The 24363-nt window shown below is 33.7% G+C and carries 18 protein-coding genes; 7 read left to right on the forward strand and 11 right to left on the reverse strand.

The annotated features are described in order from the left end of the window. The first annotated feature begins 2 nt into the window (after positions 1-2). From GBO31_RS12080 to GBO31_RS12095, 4 genes are all read left to right on the forward strand, one after another. Entirely contained in the window at positions 3-815 is an 813-nt protein-coding gene (locus GBO31_RS12080; protein WP_219008604.1) for an alpha/beta hydrolase, read from the forward strand. A gap of 91 nt (positions 816-906) precedes the next feature. Continuing rightward, positions 907-2064, forward strand: a complete 1158-nt coding sequence (locus GBO31_RS12085) for a cytochrome P450 (RefSeq protein ID WP_219008605.1) — start codon at positions 907-909, stop codon at positions 2062-2064. A gap of 37 nt (positions 2065-2101) precedes the next feature. Continuing rightward, the gene (locus tag GBO31_RS12090) at positions 2102-2410 is read left to right on the forward strand and encodes a 2Fe-2S iron-sulfur cluster-binding protein (RefSeq protein ID WP_219008606.1); all 309 of its coding nucleotides are present in this window, start codon (positions 2102-2104) and stop codon (positions 2408-2410) included. Between the two features lie 44 nt (positions 2411-2454). Continuing rightward, positions 2455-3714 carry an NAD(P)/FAD-dependent oxidoreductase gene (locus GBO31_RS12095; protein WP_219008607.1) on the forward strand — a complete coding sequence of 420 codons (1260 nt, stop codon included), beginning with the start codon at positions 2455-2457 and terminating at the stop codon, positions 3712-3714. A 21-nt stretch (positions 3715-3735) separates the two neighbouring features. On the opposite strand, the gene GBO31_RS12100 is transcribed toward GBO31_RS12095, so the two are convergent. After that, positions 3736-4632 carry an AraC family transcriptional regulator gene (locus GBO31_RS12100; protein WP_343211313.1) on the reverse strand — a complete coding sequence of 299 codons (897 nt, stop codon included), beginning with the start codon at positions 4630-4632 and terminating at the stop codon, positions 3736-3738. A 163-nt stretch (positions 4633-4795) separates the two neighbouring features. Here GBO31_RS12100 and GBO31_RS12105 point away from each other — a divergent pair, with 163 nt between their 5' ends. After that, positions 4796-7093 carry an FdhF/YdeP family oxidoreductase gene (locus tag GBO31_RS12105; RefSeq protein ID WP_219008608.1) on the forward strand — a complete coding sequence of 766 codons (2298 nt, stop codon included), beginning with the start codon at positions 4796-4798 and terminating at the stop codon, positions 7091-7093. A gap of 44 nt (positions 7094-7137) precedes the next feature. Here GBO31_RS12105 and GBO31_RS12110 read toward each other — a convergent pair whose 3' ends face one another. The 4 genes from GBO31_RS12110 to GBO31_RS12125 all read right to left on the reverse strand — a co-directional run bounded on the left by GBO31_RS12110 (position 7138) and on the right by GBO31_RS12125 (position 14425). Continuing rightward, the gene (locus GBO31_RS12110; protein WP_219008609.1) at positions 7138-8502 is read right to left on the reverse strand and encodes a c-type cytochrome domain-containing protein; all 1365 of its coding nucleotides are present in this window, start codon (positions 8500-8502) and stop codon (positions 7138-7140) included. 76 nt (positions 8503-8578) lie between these two features. Beyond that, entirely contained in the window at positions 8579-9697 is a 1119-nt protein-coding gene (locus tag GBO31_RS12115) for a 6-bladed beta-propeller (RefSeq protein WP_219008610.1), read from the reverse strand. An 11-nt stretch (positions 9698-9708) separates the two neighbouring features. After that, on the reverse strand, positions 9709-11214 hold the full coding sequence (locus tag GBO31_RS12120) for a DUF1501 domain-containing protein (protein WP_219008611.1): 1506 nt from the start codon (positions 11212-11214) through the stop codon (positions 9709-9711). 7 nt (positions 11215-11221) lie between these two features. Further along, complete coding sequence (locus GBO31_RS12125; RefSeq protein WP_246615854.1) at positions 11222-14425, reverse strand: DUF1553 domain-containing protein; 3204 nt, start codon at positions 14423-14425, stop codon at positions 11222-11224. Between the two features lie 442 nt (positions 14426-14867). On the opposite strand from GBO31_RS12125, the gene GBO31_RS12130 reads away from it, so the two are divergent. Continuing rightward, complete coding sequence (locus GBO31_RS12130; RefSeq protein WP_219008613.1) at positions 14868-16493, forward strand: alkaline phosphatase D family protein; 1626 nt, start codon at positions 14868-14870, stop codon at positions 16491-16493. Between the two features lie 10 nt (positions 16494-16503). Here the strand turns inward: GBO31_RS12130 and GBO31_RS12135 are convergent, their stop codons facing one another. Genes GBO31_RS12135 through galK form a run of 3 tightly spaced genes read right to left on the reverse strand, consistent with a single transcriptional unit; the run spans position 16504 to position 19768 of the window. Next, positions 16504-17532, reverse strand: coding sequence for a LacI family DNA-binding transcriptional regulator (locus GBO31_RS12135; RefSeq protein WP_246615855.1), 1029 nt, complete (start codon positions 17530-17532; stop codon positions 16504-16506). A 35-nt stretch (positions 17533-17567) separates the two neighbouring features. Next, complete coding sequence (locus GBO31_RS12140; protein WP_219008614.1) at positions 17568-18599, reverse strand: UDP-glucose--hexose-1-phosphate uridylyltransferase; 1032 nt, start codon at positions 18597-18599, stop codon at positions 17568-17570. 20 nt (positions 18600-18619) lie between these two features. Beyond that, complete coding sequence (gene galK / locus GBO31_RS12145) at positions 18620-19768, reverse strand: galactokinase (RefSeq protein WP_219008615.1); 1149 nt, start codon at positions 19766-19768, stop codon at positions 18620-18622. A gap of 70 nt (positions 19769-19838) precedes the next feature. On the opposite strand from galK, the gene GBO31_RS12150 reads away from it, so the two are divergent. Beyond that, positions 19839-20540, forward strand: coding sequence for an NUDIX hydrolase (locus tag GBO31_RS12150; protein WP_219008616.1), 702 nt, complete (start codon positions 19839-19841; stop codon positions 20538-20540). 175 nt (positions 20541-20715) lie between these two features. Here the strand turns inward: GBO31_RS12150 and GBO31_RS12155 are convergent, their stop codons facing one another. The 3 genes from GBO31_RS12155 to GBO31_RS12165 form a co-directional block, all read right to left on the reverse strand. After that, a complete protein-coding gene (locus GBO31_RS12155; RefSeq protein WP_219008617.1) occupies positions 20716-21906 on the reverse strand; it encodes a family 16 glycosylhydrolase in 1191 nt (396 codons plus the stop codon). 78 nt (positions 21907-21984) lie between these two features. Continuing rightward, the gene (locus tag GBO31_RS12160) at positions 21985-23238 is read right to left on the reverse strand and encodes an Ig-like domain-containing protein (protein WP_219008618.1); all 1254 of its coding nucleotides are present in this window, start codon (positions 23236-23238) and stop codon (positions 21985-21987) included. A 395-nt stretch (positions 23239-23633) separates the two neighbouring features. Next, the gene (locus GBO31_RS12165; protein WP_219008619.1) at positions 23634-24281 is read right to left on the reverse strand and encodes a T9SS type A sorting domain-containing protein; all 648 of its coding nucleotides are present in this window, start codon (positions 24279-24281) and stop codon (positions 23634-23636) included. Between the last annotated feature and the right edge of the window lie 82 nt (positions 24282-24363).

Consider the following 24363-nt stretch of genomic DNA (forward strand, 5'->3'; position numbering starts at 1 on the left):
CTATGCCATCAAAATTCAGAACAACAGAAATATCAGATCCTCGTTTTGAAGCCGATCAATTACGGCACATTACAGTAAAAAGTACCCATCTCAAACAAAGAGGTGATATTACGGTTTATGTGCCTTCTGGGCAAAATCTGAAAGATTTACCAATAACTATTCTGCTTCATGGAGTTTATGGTAGTCATTGGATTTGGTCTCAGAAAACGGGTATTCATCTAAAAATGGAATCTTGGATTCAAAATAGTGAAATTGAACCTATGATTATCGCTATGCCATCCGACGGATTATGGGGAGACGGAAGTGGTTATCTTACACATACACATGCTGATTATGAGAAATGGATTACCGAAGATGTTATAAATGCTGTTATCGAATTGATCCCACAAGCTAGTACCAATTCCAAAGTATGTATTGCCGGATTATCCATGGGAGGATTTGGTGCGTTAAGATTAGGAATTAAAAACCATCAAAAGTTTGAGGCGATATCTGGATTATCCTCTATAACGATACTTGAAGAAATGAAACTTTTTGTTGAAGAGCCTTTGAATGCTTATTTTCAGGAAGAGAAAGAAAATGAATCCATCTATCAAACCGTCTTAACCTATAAAGAACATCTTCCTAAGCTACAATTTGATTGTGGTGTAGATGACATTCTAATTGAAGGTAATCGAAAATTACATTATCAATTAAAAGAACTAAACATAGCACATACATATCAAGAACATCCAGGAAAACATGAATGGAGCTATTGGGAAACTCATATAAAAGACACCATACTTTTTTTCAACAATGTCCTTCAAACCTCTGAATAGAATAAGTTAAAATAGTTTAATAATTTATCAAAATAAGTTAATTACTATTAAGCACATCTCGCTTACTTTGTTACACTAAATAATTCAGTTTATGAAGAATAGTAAGTTTTCTGATCCTTTTGACAAAGCTCGACAAGAAAAAGGATATGGTGAAATGAATGATCAGGATGATCCTGTTACTATGGTGTTACGCCTTAAAGATGTTCGAAAATGCGCTCATAATTGGAAAACATATCAATCTGGAGCTGTTCCAGGACGAATTGTAATTCCATCAGAAGTTCATATACGAGATACGCGTCAAATCCCATTTGAAGTAGACCCTCCGATGCACAAAACCTACAGAGATCTCATTGAAGAGTGGTTTAAAAGGCCATTACTTCCAGAATATCAAGCTGAATTGGTTAGCATCATTGAAGATATAGTTGATAAAGCTCTTACAAAAAATGGTCCAGTAGAAGTTGTAGAAGAATTTGCTTTACGCATACAATCAAGAGCCCTAACCTTATTACTAAATATTCCGTATAAAGAATCTGAAACTTGGATCTCTTGGGGAACTCATGTATTTAGAAGTGAAGACAGTGCATTAGATGGTAGCAAGGCAAACATCCTATATGATTATATAGATGCGCAAATTGAAAACGCGGTAAAAAACCCTGGTAAAGACTTATACTCCATTTTATTAAACACAAACATTGAAGATAGAAAACTCACAAGAGAAGAAGTAAAGGGAATTATGATTCTAACCTTTGCTGGAGGAAGAGATACAGTAATTAATTCTATAACAAATACAGTTGCCTATTTTGCTGAACATAAAGAGTCTTTACAATTACTGAAAGATGAACCTGAGATCATTGGCAAAGCTGTAGAAGAGCTGATACGATATTTTGCACCATTAACACAAATGGGAAGAGTAGCTACTCAAGATACAGTGGTTTGCGAGCATGCCGTAAAAAAAGATACTCGTATTTCTCTATGTTGGGCATCTGCTAATAGAGATGAAACGGTATTTGAAAATCCAAATGAAGTAGTATTAGACAGAAAAATCAATCCTCATGTAAGCTTTGGTTTTAGTCATCACAAATGCTTAGGAGCTACGCATGCTCGTCAAATAATGAAGATACTCTTACAAACATTAACTAAAAAAGTGACCTCTATAGAAATTGTCGATGCTCAGGAAAAGATTGAAGAGCTTGGAGAATTTAAAAGAAAGGTAGGTTTTAATAGCCTGACCATAAAGTTTAATAAATAACACTCCTTTCAAAAAAATAATTTAAAAAAATATAAGTATGCCTAAAATAACTTTTATCACTAGTGAAGACGAAACCATTTCAGTAGAAGGAACTTCAGGATCTGTAATGCAGCTAGCCGTAGATAATGATATCAAAGGAATTGAAGGAGATTGTGGTGGTGTTTGTTCTTGCGCTACCTGTCATGTATTTATTCATCCAGATCATTTCGCAAAAACAGGTGCTCCTGGAGAAATAGAAAAAGATATGTTAGAACTAGATGATAATGTAACTGAATACAGCAGATTGTGTTGTCAATTAGAAATTAACGACAATTTGGATGGGTTGATAGTCACAGTAGCCCAATAAACTTATAACAACCAGTCCTACCTTTAATTACCTCAATCATTACTATGCCTAACGAAAACACAAAAGCTCCAATATGTTTGGTTATTGGAGCAAGTCATGCGGGAATTAATTTTGCATTTTCTCTTAGAAAAGAAGGATGGACTGGTTCTATAATTGTATTCGACAAGGATCCAGAAACTCCTTATCATCGACCTCCATTATCGAAATCCTATTTAACCTCAACAGAAGAGACAAATAATAACTTACTGAAGTCATTAGAAAGTTATGAAAAAGAAAATATTAAGTTATATCTTGGTGTTTCTATAAAGAAAATTGACCGTATTCATAAAACTGTCATTACAGAAGATGGTTCTAGACAACAATACGATAAACTTGTAATTGCTACTGGTGCAAGACCTCTAATTCCACCTATTAAAGGTTTAGATAAAGTAACTGAAGTATATACGCTTAGAACAGCACATGATGCTACTACAATTCGCCAGAAAGTTAAAGAGAACATCAGCAAAAGAGTGCTCATTATTGGTGGACGATATACAGGATTAGAGATTGCCGCCTCCTTAAGAAAACTCGGAACTTCTGTTACTCTTTTGGAACGCGAATCCAAAATACTAGCGAGAGTGACATCTCCTGAGATGAGTCAATTTTTTTATGATGTACATATCTTAAATGGAGTTCAAATTCATACCAACAAAAATGTTTCTTCAGTCACATCTATAAACCATACAAATACTATCACTTGTGATGATGAAACCTCGTATGAAGCTGAAATAATTATATTAGGTACTGGGGTTATAGTAAATACTGAATTAGCAAAAGATGCAGGGATTCAAACCGAGAATGGTATAAAAGTGAATCAAGCATGCCAAACAAACGACAAAGATATTTATGCCATTGGCGATTGTACATTTCATCATAACCCTCATTATAATCGTTTTGTACGCCTTGAGTCTGTACAAAATGCCGTAGATCAAGCAAAGATTGCAGCCGCTTCGATCTGCGGAAAAGAAGTTATTTATGATACGATCCCATGGTTTTGGTCGGATCAATATGAAATTAAACTACAAATGGTAGGCTTACCTTTTGATTACAATGAAGCAATTATCAGAAATGAAGAGGAAACTACTTATAAGTTTTCCATTTGGTATTTTGATAATGATGAATTATTGGCGGTAGATGCTATCAATAATGCGAAAGCATATGTGTTAGGTACTAAATCCATTAAAGAACACTTAAAAATCAATAAATCTAATCTTCGGGATTCTTCTTTAAAGCTAAACCTTGCAAATCTAATCTTAAAAGAGTAAAAAAACACTTTAAAGGAGCCATTATCCATCCTTAGCAGATTTTCGCAGGGTATAAGGTGAAATCTTTTCTATTTTTTTAAACTGCCTATTAAAATAAGGAACAGAGTTATATCCACATTCAAAAGCAATTTCTTTGATTGGCATGTCTGTATTAATCAATAATTTTTTAGCAAAATCTATTCGTATTTTATTTAAGTAATTGGTGAAGGTAAAGCTAGTTTCACTTTTAAAATATCTACAAAAAGCGGATACCGTCATATTTACCATTTCGGCACACTTTTCTAGAGAGACATCTTGTTTATAATGCTCCATTATAAATTCGTGAACCTTCAAAATCCTATTTGATTTAAAATAGAAACTATTTTTTAAATAATTTTCTGATGCTAACACTTGATATCCTGAAAGATTAATAAGATCCAGTATCTTAATTAGTTTTAGCAATTGATCCAAAGGAGAAAGCCTAGGGATTTCCTGCAGTAATTCAGCGATCTCAGTTCGATGTTTACCTATAATTTTTATACCTCTTTCGGACGCCTGAAGTACTTTACGAACTCCTTTGAGTTCAGGTACATCCACAAAATGAGATCCAAAAATATCTTTTCTAAATTGTACATAAATAGACTCACAGTACTCTTCAGAACTCTCCTCAAGAAATCGCGCATCTGGAATCCAAGCATGAGGTAAATATCCGCCAAGCAAAACCAAATCTCCTATTTCAAAATCTTCACCATGATCCGCTACTAATCTTTTGCCTTGCCCGTTAACAATCAATAATAATTCAAATTCGGGATGATAATGCCAGTTGCTACTAAAATAGGGTTGTTTGTACACTCCTGTATGAAAAGAAGCGTGTTGCGAAGTTTCTATTTTTTCTAGTGAAACTTCTATTTTAGGATGTTCTGAAACCGGTTTCAACACAACAATAAAAATTAACTTATTGCAAAAATAGTATAATTATTACTCTAAGCAACCTCTTATCTTCGTGAAATAGATATACTGGAACTATTTATTTTTATAAATAGATTATTTATTATACCGATAATTGTATCTTCCATTTCATTAATTTCTTCATTTCACAAAAATGGCTAATTCCAAAAGAAATATTTCTATCACTGGATCTACTGAGTTTTCTGATTTAATAGTAAAAGAACCTTCCACTTATGCTGCTGGAACTAAAGCTGTAAAAGTAGCCTTACAACATGCTTTTAAAGAAATGGGGGTTGTAAAATCGTTAAAGGGACTTGCTCAAATGAATCAAAAAGAAGGTTTTGATTGTCCTGGTTGTGCATGGCCTGATCCTGATAAACCTTCAAAAGTTGCAGAATATTGTGAAAACGGAGCTAAAGCATTGGCGGAAGAAGCCACTAACAAAAAAGTAGATGCTGCTTTTTTTAAAAAATACTCGGTAGAAGAAATTTCACAATGGACAGATTATCAAATAGGAAAAAGTGGACGGATTACAGAACCCATGGTCTTATATCCAGATAGCATACATTATGAACCGATTAGTTGGAAGAAGGCTTACACACTTGTTGCCGAACACTTACATCAACTTAAAGATCCTGATGAAGCTATCTTTTATACCTCTGGAAGATCCAGTAATGAAGCTGCTTTTTTATATGGACTTTTTATACGAGCTTTTGGTACTAACAATATGCCAGATTGCTCCAACATGTGTCATGAATCTAGTGGTGTAGCACTTAGTGAAACCTTAGGTATTGGCAAAGGTTCCGTTACACTAGATGATTTTGAAAAAGCTGAAGTTGTGTTAGTTATAGGACAAAATCCTGGAACTAATCATCCTCGTATGTTATCAGCATTACAAAAATGCAAAGAACAAGGTGGAAAAGTAATCAGTATCAATCCCCTTGAAGAAGCAGGGCTTATCAGATTTAAAAATCCTCAGGAAGTAAAAGGTCTTATTGCTGGAGGAGAAACGCTTACTGATATTCATTTGCAAGTTAAGATCAATCAGGATGTAGCTTTATTAAAAGCAATTCTTATCAGACTTGCTGCATTAGACAAACAAACAAAAAAGGTGTTTGATCATGAGTTTATCCACAATTATACGCAAGGGTATGAATCACTTTTGGAACATCTGGAAAGTTTTGATGTTCAAGAATTGATCAAACAATCAGGGGTATCACCTTCCTTAATCGACCAAGTTGTGGAACTACTAGCTCATAGAAATAAGATTATTATTTGTTGGGCTATGGGACTTACACAGCATAAAAATGGTGTCGAAAACATTAAAGAATGTGTAAATCTATTATTGCTAAAAGGAAGTCTAGGCAAACCTGGTGCAGGAACTTGTCCTGTAAGAGGACACAGTAATGTGCAAGGAGATCGATCTGTTGGGATCGTTCATCATGCATCTCCAGTATTTAATAGTGCTGTAGAAAGTGTCTTTGGTTTTACGCCTCCTACTAAAGCAGGTCTTGATACTGTACATTCTATAAAAGCAATGCATGAAGGAAAGGCGAAAGTATTTTTTGCATTGGGTGGGAATTTTGTGTCTGCTGTTTCAGATACACAGTATGCTGCTGATGCTTTACAAAATTGTGAGTTAACCGTACAAGTAAGCACCAAACTAAACCGAACGCATACTACTGTAGGGAAAACAGCATTAATACTACCCACATTAGGAAGATCTGAATTTGACCTAAAAGATGGGAAACCACGATTTTTTACCGTGGAAAATAGTATGGGAAAGGTACACAGATCAAAAGGAATGCTATCTCCTGCTTCAGATAATCTTAAAAGCGAACCCGAAATCATCGGTGGCATTGCAGATGCTTTTTTTAAAGGAAATCATCCTGTAGATTGGTTACCATTAAGCGAAGATTATACAGCTATAAGAGCAAAACTACAAGAGGTGATTGCAGGTTTTACAGGAATAGAAAAAAAATCCAAAGGATCTGGTTTTTATCTACCCAATAATGTTCGTGAATTAGATTTCAGCAAATTACCAAATGGGAAAGCACAATTTAGTAATTGTTCTGTACCAGATCATCAGTTACAAGAAGATGAATTCTTGATGATGACTATTCGCTCTCATGACCAATTTAATACCACCATCTATGGTATGAATGATCGTTATCGAGGCATTTTTAATGAAAGAAGAGTCGTTTTAATGAATCCTAAAGACATTGAGAAGTTTGATCTAGCTGCTTTAGAAATTGTTGATCTTACTAGCAATTATGACAATGTCATAAGGAAAGCAGAAAATTTTAAGATAATTTCCTATAATATCCCTCAAGGAAATATTGCTACGTATTTTCCAGAGACTAATATCCTAGTTCCCTATAACCATTACGCAGATAAAAGTAATACGCCCATTAGTAAGTCTGTAGTGGTTAAAATATTGAAGAAAGAATAATCGAGATATGATCTAATTTGTACAGATTAAGTAATACTTCGTTTCTATAAAATTACTTTCTTGTTTATACTATCTTCTTTTTTAATAGAAGTGTTCCACATGTATATTTTTTCTAGTTTTTTAAATTTAGAAAGTTGTTGAATACTTTTATTCGTTATTAAAGAGTTACTATGTAGGTTTAAGCTTTCTAATTGCTCTAAACTAGTTAAATGTTGAATACCTGCATCAGAGATATTATTTTTCTGCAAAGCCAACTTTTGTAACCCTTTAAAACTACCTATTATTTCTAGATGGGTATCTGTAATTCCTTGGGATGGCAATGACAACCAAACAATATTATTCTTAATTTTTGAGAGTTCTTCCAGAATTTCTTTTACAATTTTCACATCAAATTCTTTGCTATTTTTAGGTAACATAGAAACATCATATCGGTTTGTTTCTGATACAATTTCTCTCATATTTACTCCCAGTTGTATCAAGCTTGCCATAACTTCTTCTGACACCGGTGAAGCTACACTCATCGTTGACCCAGCAGAATGATCATCGCCTAATTGAAGTTGTTCTGCCAATAATTTTTTAATTTCTTCTGGTGTATCTACCGTTCCTACTGTTGCTGTAAAATCCGCCTGACCATGATCTATCCAATACTCAATTATTTTTATTTCCTCTTCTGTTAAAGGCGTCTTTCCTTCTGGCGGCATAAACTCTTTGTCATCTGGATCTAGATGAACTCTTTTAATCAACTCTGACTGCTCACTATTACCAGCAATGAAAGCAACACCACTTTTTCCTCCTTTTAGAATTGACACCTCATCTACTAACGAAAGTCCTCCTTTTTTCTTAGAATTATTATGACAACTCAAACACTTATTATCCAAAATAGGATGAACGACATGAGCAAATAGTTGTGCCTCTTCAATAGAATTTATTTTAGGCACTTCTTTTTTTTCTTTCGTAGTAAAAGGTAAATAGGCTGTTAAATAATCTGATCCATGAGTTAGATTACCTCCGTAGTGTCCTGTAATACTTAATAACAAAACAATAAAAGTAAGTGTAGCAATATTCAATCTTACAGATTCTTTAATAATGTATTTAATTCGTTTCGTTTTTAACATCCAAGCGAGAATCGCTATCATCGTAGTTGCTATACCAAACCAAAAATGTTTATCCAAAGCTTCACCTTCATAATCGCCGCTTAATGACAACATATATCCCAATATACAAGCAATAATAGCACTCATTGCTCCTAGAAATAAGGCTAATGGTATTGCTTCTTTCAATAGCTCTTTTTTCTTGTATTTTGCTACTATTTCTAGTATAAATGCAAAAAATAGAAACCCAATTGGTAAGTGTACTACTAGTGGATGAAATCTTCCAAAAAACAAAACAAGATCAGATGCTTCATTCATGAATATTCTTATATATTTTTATTACAATAGCTCTCAAACTCCAACTTCATAGTTTGAGAATGTTATTTTACTTTTCTTATATTCTTTCTAATTTTAATGGAGGCGTTCCATTTGCATTCCATTGACAGATATATAGATTCTTATCCTCATCAATACACACATCATGACCATGCAAAATTGGCTTATGCTCAAGTTGATATGATTTTTGTAATTCTCCATTCACATATGAAGGTTTTGTTCCTCCAGGATTAGATACAACTTTATCGTCTTCTAAAATCGTTACAAAACCTGTATGATCTTGCCAGGTAGTCCGTCCGACTTCAGGTTGAGACCAACAAACACCTGCATATAAATTTTGATCATCGAAAACAGGTCTACAGACTTGCATATTTGGTAAATGCAATGTTTTTACATATTTCCCTTCTAACGTGAACCATTTAAAACATTCTTCATTTCTAGATGTACATACTACTAATGGGTTTGATTTATCACGATAATCGATAGCCACTCCATGGGCATTATCTAATCTATAATTGGGATCCTCATTTTGTTTGCCGCCCCAATGTCTTATATACTTCCCAGTAGCATCGTATTGAATGATATAATCCATTCCGTATCCATCTGCTACATAAATATCTCCGTTAGGTGCTACGGCAGTTTCTGTAGGACAGAAATGGTCTCCAGCTTTGTAAATTCCAATCGTTTGAGGATGCCCAATATCAAAAATTACTTTCCCATCGGTGGTAGTTTTTGTAACTCTCCCGTTATGATGTATCCATTTCCCATTTTTATCCAAAAACCATCCAGAATCTGTGAGAAACAACACATCTTCTCCTCCTTCATCAAACAACGTAAGACCGTGTCCTCCAGGATATGCAGTACCCCAATAATCCAAAAGTTTCCCCGATTTATCAAAGATCAAAATATTATTATCCGTATGATCTCCCATCATTATTAATCTGCCTTTGCTATCCATTTGCATTTCATGACAGTTAAGAATAGGATTTCTAACAGTACTGATATCTACCCAATCTCTTATAATTTTGTATTGATAATCTCCGTGACCTATAATCTCGTTCATTTTTGAAGTATTTTTTTTTATAATATGAAATCCAAAAGTGGGAGCAGTTATTGCACCAGCACTTAATAAGGCTGTGCCTTTAATAAATTTTCGTCTTGAATTTTCTTTATTCATAGGAAGAAAAATTAGCTTAGTATATCTTTTACAATATGTCCATGTACATCTGTTAATCTGAATCTTCTTCCTTGATGTTTATAGGTTAATCGTTCATGATCAATCCCAAAAAGATGAAGTAATGTAGCCTGAAAATCGTGTGTATGTACTGGATCTTTAATTACATTATAACTAAAATCATCAGTCTCTCCATAGGTAATTCCAGGTTTTACACCTGCTCCTGCCATAAACATCGTGAATGCTTTAGGATGATGATCACGCCCATAATCTGTAGCCGTTAATTTTCCTTGTGAGTATACCGTTCGTCCAAATTCTCCTCCCCAAATCAACAAAGTATCTTCAAACATACCTCGTTGTTTTAAATCCTTAATCAAAGCAGCATTTGCTTGATCTGTTTTTCGGGCATTTCCTAACACTCCTTTTGGGCATCCGATATGCTGATCCCAACCTTGATGATATAACTGCACAAATTTGACTCCTTTTTCCAGCAATTTTCTTCCTAAAAGGCAATTTGCAGCATACGTACCTGGATCTCGACTATCTTTTCCATACATATCGAAAATATACTCGGGTTCATCACTCATATCAGTTACTTCAGGTATCGATGTTTGCATACGAAAAGCCATCTCGTATTGGGACATTCGGGCATTAATTTCGGGATCTCCATAAAAACTGTTTTGTACATCATTCAATTTCCCTAGATAATCTAACATATTTCTTCTATTATGCCCATCATAGTTTTCAGGATCTGTGAGATATAATACAGGATCTTTTCCGCTTCTAAATTGTACTCCTTGATGTTCCGTAGGCAAGAAACCATTTCCCCAAAGTCGAGCATATAAAGGTTGTCCTCCTCCATTTTTAGAGATTAACGTAATAAATGTGGGTAAGTTTTCATTATCAGAACCTAAACCATAACTAATCCACGAACCTATAGAAGGTCTTCCTGGCTGCTGACTACCAGTTTGAAAAAAGGTAATTGCTGGATCATGATTAATAGCATCAGTTTGCATCGATTTTATAAAACAGATATCATCTACTACTTCCGACAAATAAGGCATAGCACTACTCACCCAAGCTCTAGATTCTCCGTATTGTTTAAAATCGATAATGGATGGAGCAATAGGTAAAGAGGTTTGATCAGCACTCATACCTGTAAGACGTTGTCCTTTTCTTACGGAATCTGGTAATTCCTGACCGAATAGATCCTTTAGCTTCGGTTTATAATCAAAAAGTTCAATTTGTGAAGGCCCGCCACTCTGAAACAAATAGATAGCTCTTTTTGCTTTAGGAACATGATGTGGTAATCCTAGATCATTTCTACTAAACATTCCTAAATCAGGCTGAACGTTATTTTTAACAGCACTCCAGGCTTTATCTGTATTTAGTAGAGAACCCAAGGCCAAAGCTCCAAAACCTAATGATGTTTTGGTTAGAAAAGCTCTTCTGTCCATCATTTTTTCTACCTGCTGTAGATCCTTGTTATTTGATCGTAATGTATCGTGGTGATTGCACATAATCGTATTATCTTTTGGTTATAGTGGCATCAGAATTCATAATGGTACTGGCAACTATTGCATTTGCTGCTATCATCGATAAGTTATCATCTGGATTAAAAGCAAAATCTCCTGATGCCAACCAGCCTTTCGCTTTTGAAATATCACCATTGAACCTATTATATTCTTCCTGTTGAAGAGTAACTAATAACTGTAACTCTTTTTGAGATATTTGTCTTCCTGTTAATCGGATATAGATATCTTTAATACCTTCTTCTATAGAGGTAAAAGCTGTCATATTTTTACCCATTACTTTAGAAGCTTCAATGTATGTAGGATCATTTAGTAACACTAAAGCTTGCAAAGGAGTATTTGTTTCTTGTCTTCGAGTCATACATATTTCTCTGGTCGAAGCATCAAACGTTGCAATCGTTGGATTTGGGGCTGTCCTTTTCCAAATAGTGTATAAACTTCTTCTGTATAACTTATCTCCAGTATCTCTTTTGTAGGGTAAGTGTGTCATCTTCCAAAGTCCTTTTGGTTGATACGGTTTTACACTTTCGCCTCCTATTTTAGCATTTAACAATCCACTTGCTACTAATGCATTGTCACGAAGCATTTCACCTGATAACCGTTTAGAGGGTCCTCTGGCCAATAATGAATTATCAGGATCCATATCTCTTAATTCGTCAGAAACATTCGAGTCTTGTTGATACGTCTGAGACATCACAATCTGTTTATTTAATGCTTTTAGATCCCATCCAGACTCCATAAAATTAGTAGCTAACCAATCTAATAATTCAGGATGCGTTGGTAAGCTCCCTTGATTACCAAAATCTTCAGAGGTTTCTACAATTCCTTTTCCAAAGAAATTCTGCCAATATCTATTTACCACAACTCTTGCTGTTAATGGATGCTTGGAGTCTGTTAGCCACTTAGCTAATCCTAATCTATTTTTTGGTAAATCTTCTGACATTGCGGGCAAACTGCTTGGTGTATTTGAGAAAACTTCTTCTCCATGGACATCATATTGCCCTCTTTCTAATAAATATGTTTTCCTGAGTCCTGGAGAATCTTTCATTACCATTATCTCTTTAATATTATCTGCACTATCTGCTTGTATGGTTCGAATCTCTTGAAGAGACGAAATTGCTTCTCTAGCAGGAATTGATTTTACGGACAAATAATAGTCGGTAAGCAGTTTTTTATCAGTATCTGAGAGTTCCTTGGATGTTTTTGAAATTAGAGGTTTTAAAAGCTTAGTATCAGAAAGTTTTAAAACTTCCAAAGGAGTTAGCTCTTTGGTAAATACTTTTAAGTCATCTACGATTGCTCCTGCAATTCCTTTACCACGCCATCTAGCTCCAATTTGTAAACCAGGTTCTATGGGTTCTGGATAGATATAATCTTTTAAATCATGGAATATAATATCTTTATATAAGTTGTCGATTTCTATATTAGTTTGCATATGCTCTCCGTTCATATACAACTTTAATCCGCTAGCTTTGCTAGATCCATCATAGGTCATTGTTAGTTGAATCCACTGATCTCTTGGCACTTCTTTAATCGTTCTCTCAACGATAGCGTTATCTGGCCAAACGTGTGCTAATAACAACTCAAAAGTGTTATCTTTTGTAATCGACAGATGATATCCACGATAACTATGCAATCTTGTCCCTTGTGCTTTATGAAAAATAACTCCTTCTTTTAGATCCTTTGGAATAAAAACACGTATCCCAATACTAAAGTTCTCACTTCTCTGAAACACTCCTACTTTATCTAAATCTAACCATGCATCACCATCAAACTGAAGTCCCTTCCCTTTGTATCCTTCTTTTAGAACAATTTTTTGATTTCCAGCAAACTGGGTTTTCATTTCTCCTTTATCTCGATAATTTAAATTGTTTCGTAAAGAAGAGTTCTCAAAGTCATAATATGCTACCAGATGTTTAGAATCTGTAAATGAATCTTTTTGATACTTTTCATTAGCAATCCACTGATCTGCTTCTTCCTTTTCACTATATACAACTTCTTTTATTTTATTTTGAGAGTTTTTTACAAGATCATCGATGTACGCCATCATTTGCTCTTCTTCTTTAGTAGGAAGTAACATCGTAGGAACAGGCATTGACCAATCCCATGGAATTTGACCAGATTCATTTACCTGATTAAAAAAACTGAATAATTCAAAGTAGTTTTTTTGAGAAATCGGATCGTATTTATGATCATGACATTTAGCGCAGGCTACGGTTAATCCCATGATGCCTTGTCCTACCACATTGGTTCTATCCGAGACATACTCTACTCTAAATTCTTCATCTATAATACCACCTTCCAAATTCTGGGGATGCAACCTGTTAAAACCAGTAGCCAAGATTTGGTCTTTTGTTGGGTTTTCTAATAAATCACCTGCTAACTGCCAAGTAATGAATTGATCATAAGGCATATTTTCATTAAAAGAGTTAATTACCCAATCTCTCCAAGGACTCATATCTCTATAGCGATCTACAAAATATCCGTGTGTATCTGCATATCTTGCCAAATCTAACCAATCGATTGCCATCTTTTCTCCATAATGTTCTGAAGCCAGAAGCCTATCAACTTGTTTTTCATATGCATCGGGACTTTTATCATTCAAAAAATCAAACAATTCTTCTTTGGTTGGTGGTAGACCAGTAAGGTCTAAGGAGACTCTTCTTAACAATAATTCCTTATTAGCTCTTTTTGCCAAATTCAAATTGTTTTCTGATAGTTTTTTGATTACAAAATTGTCAATCGGATTTTTCTCTGAGGAGTTTGTTTCTATCTCAGGTATCTTTGGTTTACTTGGAGAAATAAAAGCCCAATGATCTTTATATTCTGCACCTTCTTCTATCCATCTAATCAAAATTGCTTTTTCTTCAGGAGAGAGTTTCAAATAAGATTCTGGAGTGGGCATAACCAGTTTAGGATCTTCGGACAAAATTCTATGAAAAACTTCTGATTTTTTCAAATTCCCAGGATCTATAGCGAACTTTCCTGGTGATTCTGGCAATTCCAAAAAAGCAGTCTCTTCTGAATGCAATTGTAAGCCAGCAGAGATTTTTGCTTTATCAGGACCATGACAAGCAAAACATTTATCTGAAAGAATTGGTTTTACATGTGTATTGTAATCTATAGTTTTAGGAAGTTTCTCATATGCGTCAGCTACTTTCTCTGGCAATGAGGGCTTACAACCTTTACAGATATTCAAAAGAACCAATATTATTAAAAAAGAACCTTTTTTCATTTTTTATTAATTATTCAATAATATTATCGAATCAAAACTACTATATCATCAATTCCAACTTTACAATATCAACTGAACGAAAACTATACAATCACTGTTTTAAAACTAAACCGCTATGTATAAATCAGTGAAAATCTCATCAATTTGTAAGAAAAATCGAATGAGACAAGATTTTTATAGAATCTAGTTTTTGATCAGTGATTTTTACCCAGAAGTATTGAAAAACAAAACAAAAGGCCTTTATTACCAAGAAGAAAATGTGAAGAATTATTTATTGACAATCCTACACATTTTCTTCTTGTTTAGTTTTTGTCCAGTCTATTTTTTTAAACAAACTAGAGAACTTTGTACTTTTCAATTTCTAACAAATAACACAACCACAACTGTTATATTCATATTTCCGTACATGAAAAAAGCCTGCTACTTCCTTATTTTATCTATTTTGCTTCTAGGATGTTTAAATAAAAAATCACAAAAAGAAAAAGTATCCGACCCTACATATATAGAATCACCATTTACAGGTATCGATACCATCGCAACAAATGATTGGTGGAACAGAAAAGCAAATACCATTATTGACGTAAAAGTTCCGCGAAAAGAAGTTATTGCATTTGGAATTTATACCGTTAGTAATGAAACTCTTAAATTAACAGCACAGTTATTTCCATTGTATCCGGATGAAACTAGAGAAGTTCGTTTAGAAATCAAGAAAAATGAAGAATGGATGGAAATCCAGAAACAAACAGTAAACGAACTTGGATGGTCAGCTACTTTTAGAATCAACAATTGGAACTATAAAGAGAATATATCTTATCGGATTTTACATAGTACTGAAGCAACGTATGAAGGTATCATTAGAAAAAATCCTACTGACAAAGATGAGATCACATTAGCTGCTCTTTCTTGTAATAGTAACAAAGATAGAGGTGATAGAGATCATTATATCCGAAACATAAATTTTCAGGATCCTGATTTAGTCTTTTTTGCTGGGGATCAATCGTATGATCATCAGGAGCATACTGCTGCTTGGTTGAAATTTGGATTACAGTTTAGAGAGGTTTTTAGAACCAGACCTTGTATTACCATACCTGATGATCATGATATAGGACAAGGGAATTTATGGGGTGAATACGGTAAAAAAGCTTCTACTATGGCCGGAGATGATGGTGGTTATTTTTACCATCCTGAATATGTAAAAATGGTAGAAAGATGTCAAACCTCACATCTTCCAGATCCTTATGATCCAACTCCAATACAACAAAATATAGGTGTCTATTACACCAATTTGATTTGGGGAGGTGTTGACTTTGCTATTATTGAGGATAGAAAATTCAAATCAGGTCCTAAAGGAAAAATTCCACAAATTGGACCAAGACCTGATCATATCAGAGATCCTAATTACAATCCTGATACAGTTGATCTAGATGGATTAGAGCTATTAGGCGACCGACAACTTAAATTCTTAGAATCCTGGGGAAGCGATCAAAAGACAACTACTTTTAAAGTAGTCTTATCGCAAACCGGATTTTGTGGAGGAGCACATTTACATGGTTCTATGGATAATAGATTACATGCTGATATGGATTCTAACGGATGGCCTCGGAAAGGCAGGAATAGAGCTTTACAGGCTATAAAAAACGCAAATGCAATTCATATTGCTGGAGATCAACACTTAGCAACCGTAATAAAACATGGAATTGAATCATATGACGATGGTCCTTGGGCCTTTGTGGTTCCTGCCATTGTAAATAATTTTTATAGCAGATGGTGGTGGCCAGAAGATGCAGAACCAGCAACCTCTTCAGATCAGCTTCCTTGGATAGGTGAATATCAAGATGGTTTTCATAATAAAATCACCATGCATGCATATGCCAATCCCGATAGCCCATCTAATGGAGCAGGTTATGGTATGATACGATTTCAAAAAAATCAAAAAACAGTAACTTTTGAGTGCTGGCCTAGACATGAAGATGTAAGTAAAAAAGAGGCAAAACAATTTATAGGCTGGCCAATAACTATCGAAATAAATTAATATTTATTTTCTATTTAAAATCTGTTGACCCTCTTTCAATGAGATATGTTTCCAGTACCGTTGTTTCGTATTGGATAGTTTCCTTTTGGTTATCCTCTAATCTATTAATGATATTACACGCAGCTATTTTACCTAACTCTAAGGCTCTTTGATCTATAGTGGTTAAAGGTGGATTACTATTTCCTGCTAGAATTCCATCGGTAAAACCAATAACAGAGATATCTTCGGGAACTTTCAAACCAGCTCCAATTACTAAATTCATCGTGTAAATTCCCGAAAGTTCATCGGCAGCGACAATTCCATCTACTTTATTTTCTTTTAAAAACTTAGTGAAGTTATGAGTGAATTCTTGATAATCATCTATAATTAAAACCTTGGATTCTTCTTTCTTTTTTAATCCATTTTCCAATGCTTTTTCATACCCTCTAACTCTATCCGAGCCAACACTCGTATCATGAATAGGAGTTACAAAAACAATATTTTCACAACCACATTTAATTAATTTCTCTGTTGCTAAATACGAAGATTCAAAATCATTAATGACAACTTTATCACAATAAACTTTCTCTGTTACTCTATCAAACATAGAAATTGGGAGTCCTTTATCTATTGCTTTTTGAAAATGTTTAAAATTCTCTTTCAAGAAGGTCTCTTTAGATATAGATATGATAAATCCATCCACACTTCCATTTGCTAACATTTCAACGCTTTTTACCTCTTTTTCAAAGGATTCATCAGAGATACAGGTGATGATATTATATCCTTTTTCGGTTGCTTCTTTTTCAATCCCAGATAAAACTTTAGCAAAGAAATGTGCCAAAATATTAGGTATGATCACACCAATAGTTCTAGTCTTTCTTTCTTTTAAGTTTTTAGCAGTTATATTAGGTTTATAGTTATAAAAATCCGCAAGCTTTTTAATTTTGTTCTTGGTCTTAGTACTAATTTCAGGATTATCAGCCAACGCTTTTGACACAGTAGAAACCGAAAAATTAGATAATTCGGCTAGTTTTTTTAATGTCATCATTTGATTGCTCATATTCTACTATTTATTGACCATTAAACAAAAGATAATCATTGAACAGCATAATGTACTGTAGATAATGATTTTAAAGTTTCTGCTGCTTGTTCTGCAGTGATATCGCGTTGTGGATCAGCAAACATTTCATAACCCACCATAAATTTCTTTACAGTTGCTGATCTTAATAAAGGAGGATAAAAAGACATATGAAAATGCCATTCTTCGTGAAGATTTCCATCTGTTGGAGCTTGATGAATTCCAGCTGAATATGGAAAACTACAATTGAACAGATTATCATATCGAATCGTCAAGTCCCGTAGTATTTGTGCAAAAGAAGCTATCTCTTCCTCATTTAACTCTTTAAGGCTTCGCTTATGTTGCTTTGGTAATATCATAGCCTCATAAGGCCAAATTGCCCAATACGGAACTAGAGAAACAAAATGATCATTTTCCAAAATTATTCTCTCATCAGCTTCTAATTCTTGTTTTAAGTAGGCTTCTAACAAACTTTGATTTGTGTCTAGCCAGTACTTTTTCATTTGACTTGTTTTCTTAGAAACTTCTAGAGGAATAGATTCTTGAGCCCATATTTGTCCATGAGGATGCGGATTACTACATCCCATGATGTCTCCTTTATTTTCAAATATCTGAACATGATTAATGTATGATATTCTACTTAATTCCTCATATTCTCTTTTCCATAACTTAATTACATTCTGAATTTCTTCTTCTTTCATTATAGGTAAAGTCAAGGAATGATCAGGAGAAAAGCAAACCACTTTACATATACCTCGCTCGGACTGCGCTTTTAGAAGTCCATCAGAAAAAATCTCTTTTGGCGTTTCCGATAATAAAGCAGAAAAATCATTCACAAAACTATAAGGACCCTCATATTGGGGATTTATAGCTCCACTTGCTCTAGTATTTCCAGGGCATAAATAACAATTAGGATCATATGAAGGCCTCTGATCAATGGATTGCTTTTCTTCTTTTCCTTGCCATGGTCTTTTGGTACGATGTGGAGATACTAAAACCCATTCTCCTGTTAATATATTATATCTTCTATGAGGATTTTCATTAATCATTTGATATCTTTTTTAACTTACTATAATACTTTAGACTCGGTAAATTCAATACTTGTTCCCTTGCTAGGCATTACTTGAAAAGCATCTAAACTGATATTAAACTGTTCTTTATATGCTTTGCTCACTTCATCTGTATAATTATCTATGTAATCTTTATGAACTATATTTACTGTACATCCTCCAAAACCACCACCCATCATTCTGGATCCAATCACATATTCCTTTTCTTTGGAGAAATCCACTAAAAAATCTAATTCACTACAACTAACTTCATACTTACGTCGAATTCCATCATGACATTGATATAAAAGATCTCCAAACTCATTTAGTTTGTTATTTTTAAGAAACTTAGCAGCTTCTAAAACTCTTTTATTTTCTTCGATAATGTATTGACATCTTTTGAAAACTGTGGGACTTACTTCTTCTTTAATTTCATTCAACATATTCAAATTAACATCTCTAAGAGACAAAACATTTGAATGTCTTTTCTTAATAGCGGCAACACCCTCTTCACATTGTTGTCGTCTCACGTTATACTCACTCGTGGAAAGATTATGCTCTACATTGGTATTGAGAATTAATATCTTATAATTCACAAGATCAATTGGAATTAGGCTATGTTCCAAAGACTGACAATCAAGAAATAAAATCATATTTGTTTCACTAAAAACAGAGGCATACTGATCCATGATTCCGCATTTAGTACCCACATATTCATGTTCAGCATCTCGACTTAAAACAGTGATATCTTTCTTAGAAAGTCCTAATTCAAATAATGAATTCACTCCATAGGCGAGGCCACATTCTAAAGCAGCAGATGAACTTAATCCAGAACCTATGGCTAATTCACTAGAAAAAAAACAGTCAAAACCTTTGATTTTATCCGATCTTTTTAGAAGTTGATGTAATACTCCTAAAATATAATTTTCCCAATTCTCTTTACTAGGTGAAATATTATTTAGGTCCACTAATAATGATTTATCATAGTTTCTACTATAGAAATTACATTTATCTGCTGTTCCATTTTTTTTAAACTCAAAACGTATCTTTTTATCAATAGCAGTGGGAAGGACAAAACCGTTATTGTAGTCCGTATGACCACCCATAAAATTTATTCTGCCTGGAGAAGATACTATGAGCTCTGGAATAAAAGTATTTTCTTTGTTCATTATTAATCTTTGTTTATCACAAAAATAATAAATGTAATTATTACATTTATTATTTTTTAAAGAATATTTTATGGAGTTTGCCAAAAATCAGCAAAATAGTTGGTATGAAAATAAGGAGCAGCTATTGGTTGCTGTAGACTGTATCATCTTTGGATTTGACAAGGAAATTTTAAAGCTACTTGTTTTTAAGCGCGAAATACAACCTTTAAAAGGTTCATGGTCTTTGATTGGAAGTTTTGTTAGAAGAAATGAAAACTCCAATCAGGCTGGCATGAGAATCCTAAAAGACATTACGGGTTTAGAAAACATTTTTATGGACGAGCTAAAAACCTACTCAGAAGTAGATAGAGATCCAGGAGCGCGCTGTATTTCCATCGCCCAATACGCACTCATCCGAATTGATGACAATAATAAAGAACTAGTAAATAAACATGGGGCATTTTGGTATTCTCTAGATGAATTACCAGAGCTCGTATTAGATCACAATCAAATGGTAAAAGATGCTTTGGAAAAATTAAGGGAAAAAGCACGATTTTCTCCAATTGGTTTTGAGTTACTCCCCAAGTACTTTACTTTACCACAAATTCAAACACTATATGAACAGATTTTCCAGAAAAAACTTGATTCTCGAAACTTTAGAAAAAAGTTATTGTCGTTAAATTTTTTGAAGAAAACCGAGATTAAAGATAAATCTAGTTCCAAAAAAGGAGCCTATTTATATGAGTTTGATTATGAAAAGGAGACGGATCAAAATTTTATATTCAAAGGATAAAATAGTAGAAAAAAAGTTTTAAAATAGAATTTTCAGGATTCCTTTTTTAATAAAGCACTTCCCTTGATTACTGTTAGTAAGCTCGAAAAGTGAAGCTTAGTTAATACATAAAAGTATTGAGCCACACTAAGCTTTCATCTTTTCTCACTTACTTAAAACAAAAATCTAATCTAAATCAATTAACTTCTTTAGGCTCATATATGCGAATCCAATCTACTTTAAAGGTATGGTTATCCTCATTTTGGATCTCTGAATTAGAAGGAGTACGTCCATTACAAGCATTCCAATTTTGATCCTCGACATTAATGATAATATCCATTTCTTTATCCAAATTCATCCCATTATTTAGGTAATTAAGAGGGTCTATAACACTAGTAGAAGAATTGTTTTGTGCCTGTTCCAAGCTACTCGCTTGATTAACCGCTTGAAATCCATTTGCTGCAGTTGGTAATGCTCCATTGTTTACTGGTTGTGGATATGTATATAACCAATTACCATTAACATCTCTACTTGCAAATGCATTATCAGAAAGCACTCTCACTTTTTCTCCATCAATATAATATTCTAGATGTTTTGGGTCTCTCCAATATACTCCAATACGCACCCATTGACCACCCCATTGATTGACTCCATTCTTTCTCCACCAACTTCCCGCATCTCTTGGTTGGTAATCCTGAAAAGGGTTTCTAATAAAAGTATGATGACTAAGGTGTATTCGTTCTGCTAACCATAAATTCCTATCATCTTCTCCAGTTCCGCCATAAGCCTCGATAATATCGATTTCCTGTGTATCATCGGGACTTAACAACCATACATCAGAAGCTGTAACTGCATCAGCAACTCTTACTCTAGCTTCTACAAAAACTGGGTATTTTACTCTTGTTGTAGAGGTTATACAACCTGCTCGTGTTGTAGGTAAAGTCCAAGTTTCGGCTACACCATCGATATCACAATCTACTTCAAAAGATTTCGTTTCTCCATTTAACCTAGTTGCCTTAATTTGTAGATCACCATCTGCAACAGAGACATTTTCTCTCACCCATTTTGTTGGTCCAGGACCTTCCCAATCATTGTGATAAAAATTAGTCCATTTTCCTCCAAAAGTTGCTGCACTTGGAGTAGCAGCAAAATTGTAATTAAAATCATCGGATGCTTCCTGATTTAATTTCCAAAAATTACCTTCTCCTGCTTGTACTGGTACATCAATCCCATCCCAATCAAATCCTTGATCATCTGGATCGGTTATTACAATATCAGGGTCTGGATCTGTAATAGTTATTGGAGTTCCCGTATCATCACTACTGGAGCATGATTTTAGAGAGATAAAGGCTCCACAAAGTAACAAGGTTAATATTTTCATTTTCATAACGTTAAGCTTTTAGTTCTATAAATTCTGTAGGGTTTTAAAAGCAATTTTTTAATATTTTAAACAGTATTAAATAGTTTATTTATCTTCTAATTTCCATGTTCTTACCCAGTCAATTCTCATCGTATTTATAGCATCATTCCCTAAATCTGATTTTGGAGGAAGTCCTCCCAACCAATTAGCTTCATTAGTCCACAAATCGAAAATAATCTCCAAATCTCTAGTAAAAACTCTATTGGGAAAATTTTCTCCCGTCTCGTGATTTCCAACTACTACACTTCCTGCAGGCTCGCCATCCAGATAAAACTGAATATTTTTATTATCCTTCCACCAAACTCCAACTACATGATATTCTTCATTCCATTGTATACCTTTTAGTGGATTTTTATCAGATAAATTATTGTTACTATAATTACCTTTATTCCTAATTGTAACAGGGTTTAAATTCGAATCGGCATGAAAATACTGAGAGTTCATTGTTGTTGGGAAGTCTGGCTGACAATTACAAGAAGGTTTAGAATTGTTTTCAATGATATCTATTTCATCTCTATTGGAAATATCACCATTATTTAACCAATAGGTATTGTAAGCAGAAATATGTGCTGTTTTAATTCTAGCCTCTGTATACATTGGATAGCTTGCTCTTTCTCTAGAATGGATTCTAGCTGTTTGAAACCATCTTTGTTCTGGGTTGGATTCATTTAGAGTTGCTTTTATCCATAAATTACCATTCGCAACACCAGAGTTTTCATTAGAATTGGACATAAAAACTGGAACGCCATAATTCCAAGTAGACTTGAACCATTTATTAGCATCCCAAACATCAAATTCATCAGACATTGCTTCCATTTTCACCCACTTTTTATCAAGAGGTGTAGTATCGTCAATAGATACAAAAGATGGTAAATCAGGATCTATATTATTAAAATCATCTGCTGTTGGCACAAAGGGATTTACAGTTATGTTTACATTAGCTGTCGCCTCATCTCCATCTGCATCTGTAACGATATATGTAAATCGATCGGTTCCATCATAATTATAATTAGGGATATATTCGAATACACCATCACTTATCTCGCTAAGAGTACCATTCAATGGTTCTGTGGATACAATATAATCATCTCCATCTCCACCATTCTCTCCAATAATATCATTTGAAGCGACATTGATTCTATTTGCTTCTCCCGATCCACTATCCTCTTCAACTGTAAGGACGTCATTCACTGCAACAGGCTCACTATCTACAGAATCAATATCTGGTTTCGAATCTTCATCTGAACAATCAGACAACACCAAGGCTAAAGCAACTATTGGTACAATTCGTAGGTTCATATTCAAATACAATTTTTTAAACATTTTCTTTTTCTTTTTTATTAATTCAACTTTTTAATCTGACTCAATTCAATTTATTTGTTTATACATTCAATAAATAATCGAGCTGTAATTTCATAGCTATTTCTTATTCTGAAATCATTATTACAGGACTTAGATATTATCCAATAAATTTATTTCCAATTAATAGATATAACCGCATATATTTCATTGCCACATTTACCGAAGCATTCATTTTATTTATGACTAAGGCTATGTTTTAATAAATTGTCAATCGAGATATGACCTATATTAGTTTGTCTTAGTCTCTACAAAAGAATGTTATTTAAAAGAAGTATGATTAGGTATTAAAAAACGCCTAATCATACTAAACAATAAAAACTAATAACTCTAAATTAGATTTTTACAAATTTCCCAACGCCTTTTTCAGTCTCTATAAAGTAAGTTCCCGCTGTTAACTCCTGGACATTTAAAGAAGCCGTATTTTTTGCTGTTTTCACAACTCGTCCTGTGAAATCTAGTATTCTATATTGATCAGAAACTACATCATTATTAAAATATAAAACATCATTCACAGGATTTGGATAAAAACCTGTGAACCTTTCCTGACTGTCAAATGAACTAACTGATAATGTAGAATCTAATGTGATCGAAGTATTATCATTAACAAAACCCCCATCATTATTATAGGACATGAATATTATTAATAGGTATTGATTTCCTGATGGCAAGCTAGTTGAATTTGGAGCATTAGCATCAATAGTATAATCAAAAGTTACATTATTTTGAGCGTTTGGTTGCTGACCAGAATTTTCATCAATAGGAAATATCTGATTGTAATCGTTAACAATATTAAAGGAAGCATCTACTTCTCTTAATATAATACTAACATAGAAAAAGTCTTCTGAGCCTGCATCATAGGAAACATCCATATTGATAGTTTGGCCTGGAGCTACTGAATTAACCGGATTGTTCCATGTAATGCTTTGTGAAAAACCTAAAGAAATAACAAATAAAAAATAAATTAACGTAACTTTTTTCATGATCTTAATTTTTAAAGATCTAAAATTAATATTTAATAAAATGATAAGATAAATCTGTGACTAGACTAAAACTGAACTAAAC

Source organism: Aquimarina litoralis (genome assembly GCF_019295435.1).
Classification (GTDB): domain Bacteria; phylum Bacteroidota; class Bacteroidia; order Flavobacteriales; family Flavobacteriaceae; genus Aquimarina; species Aquimarina litoralis_A.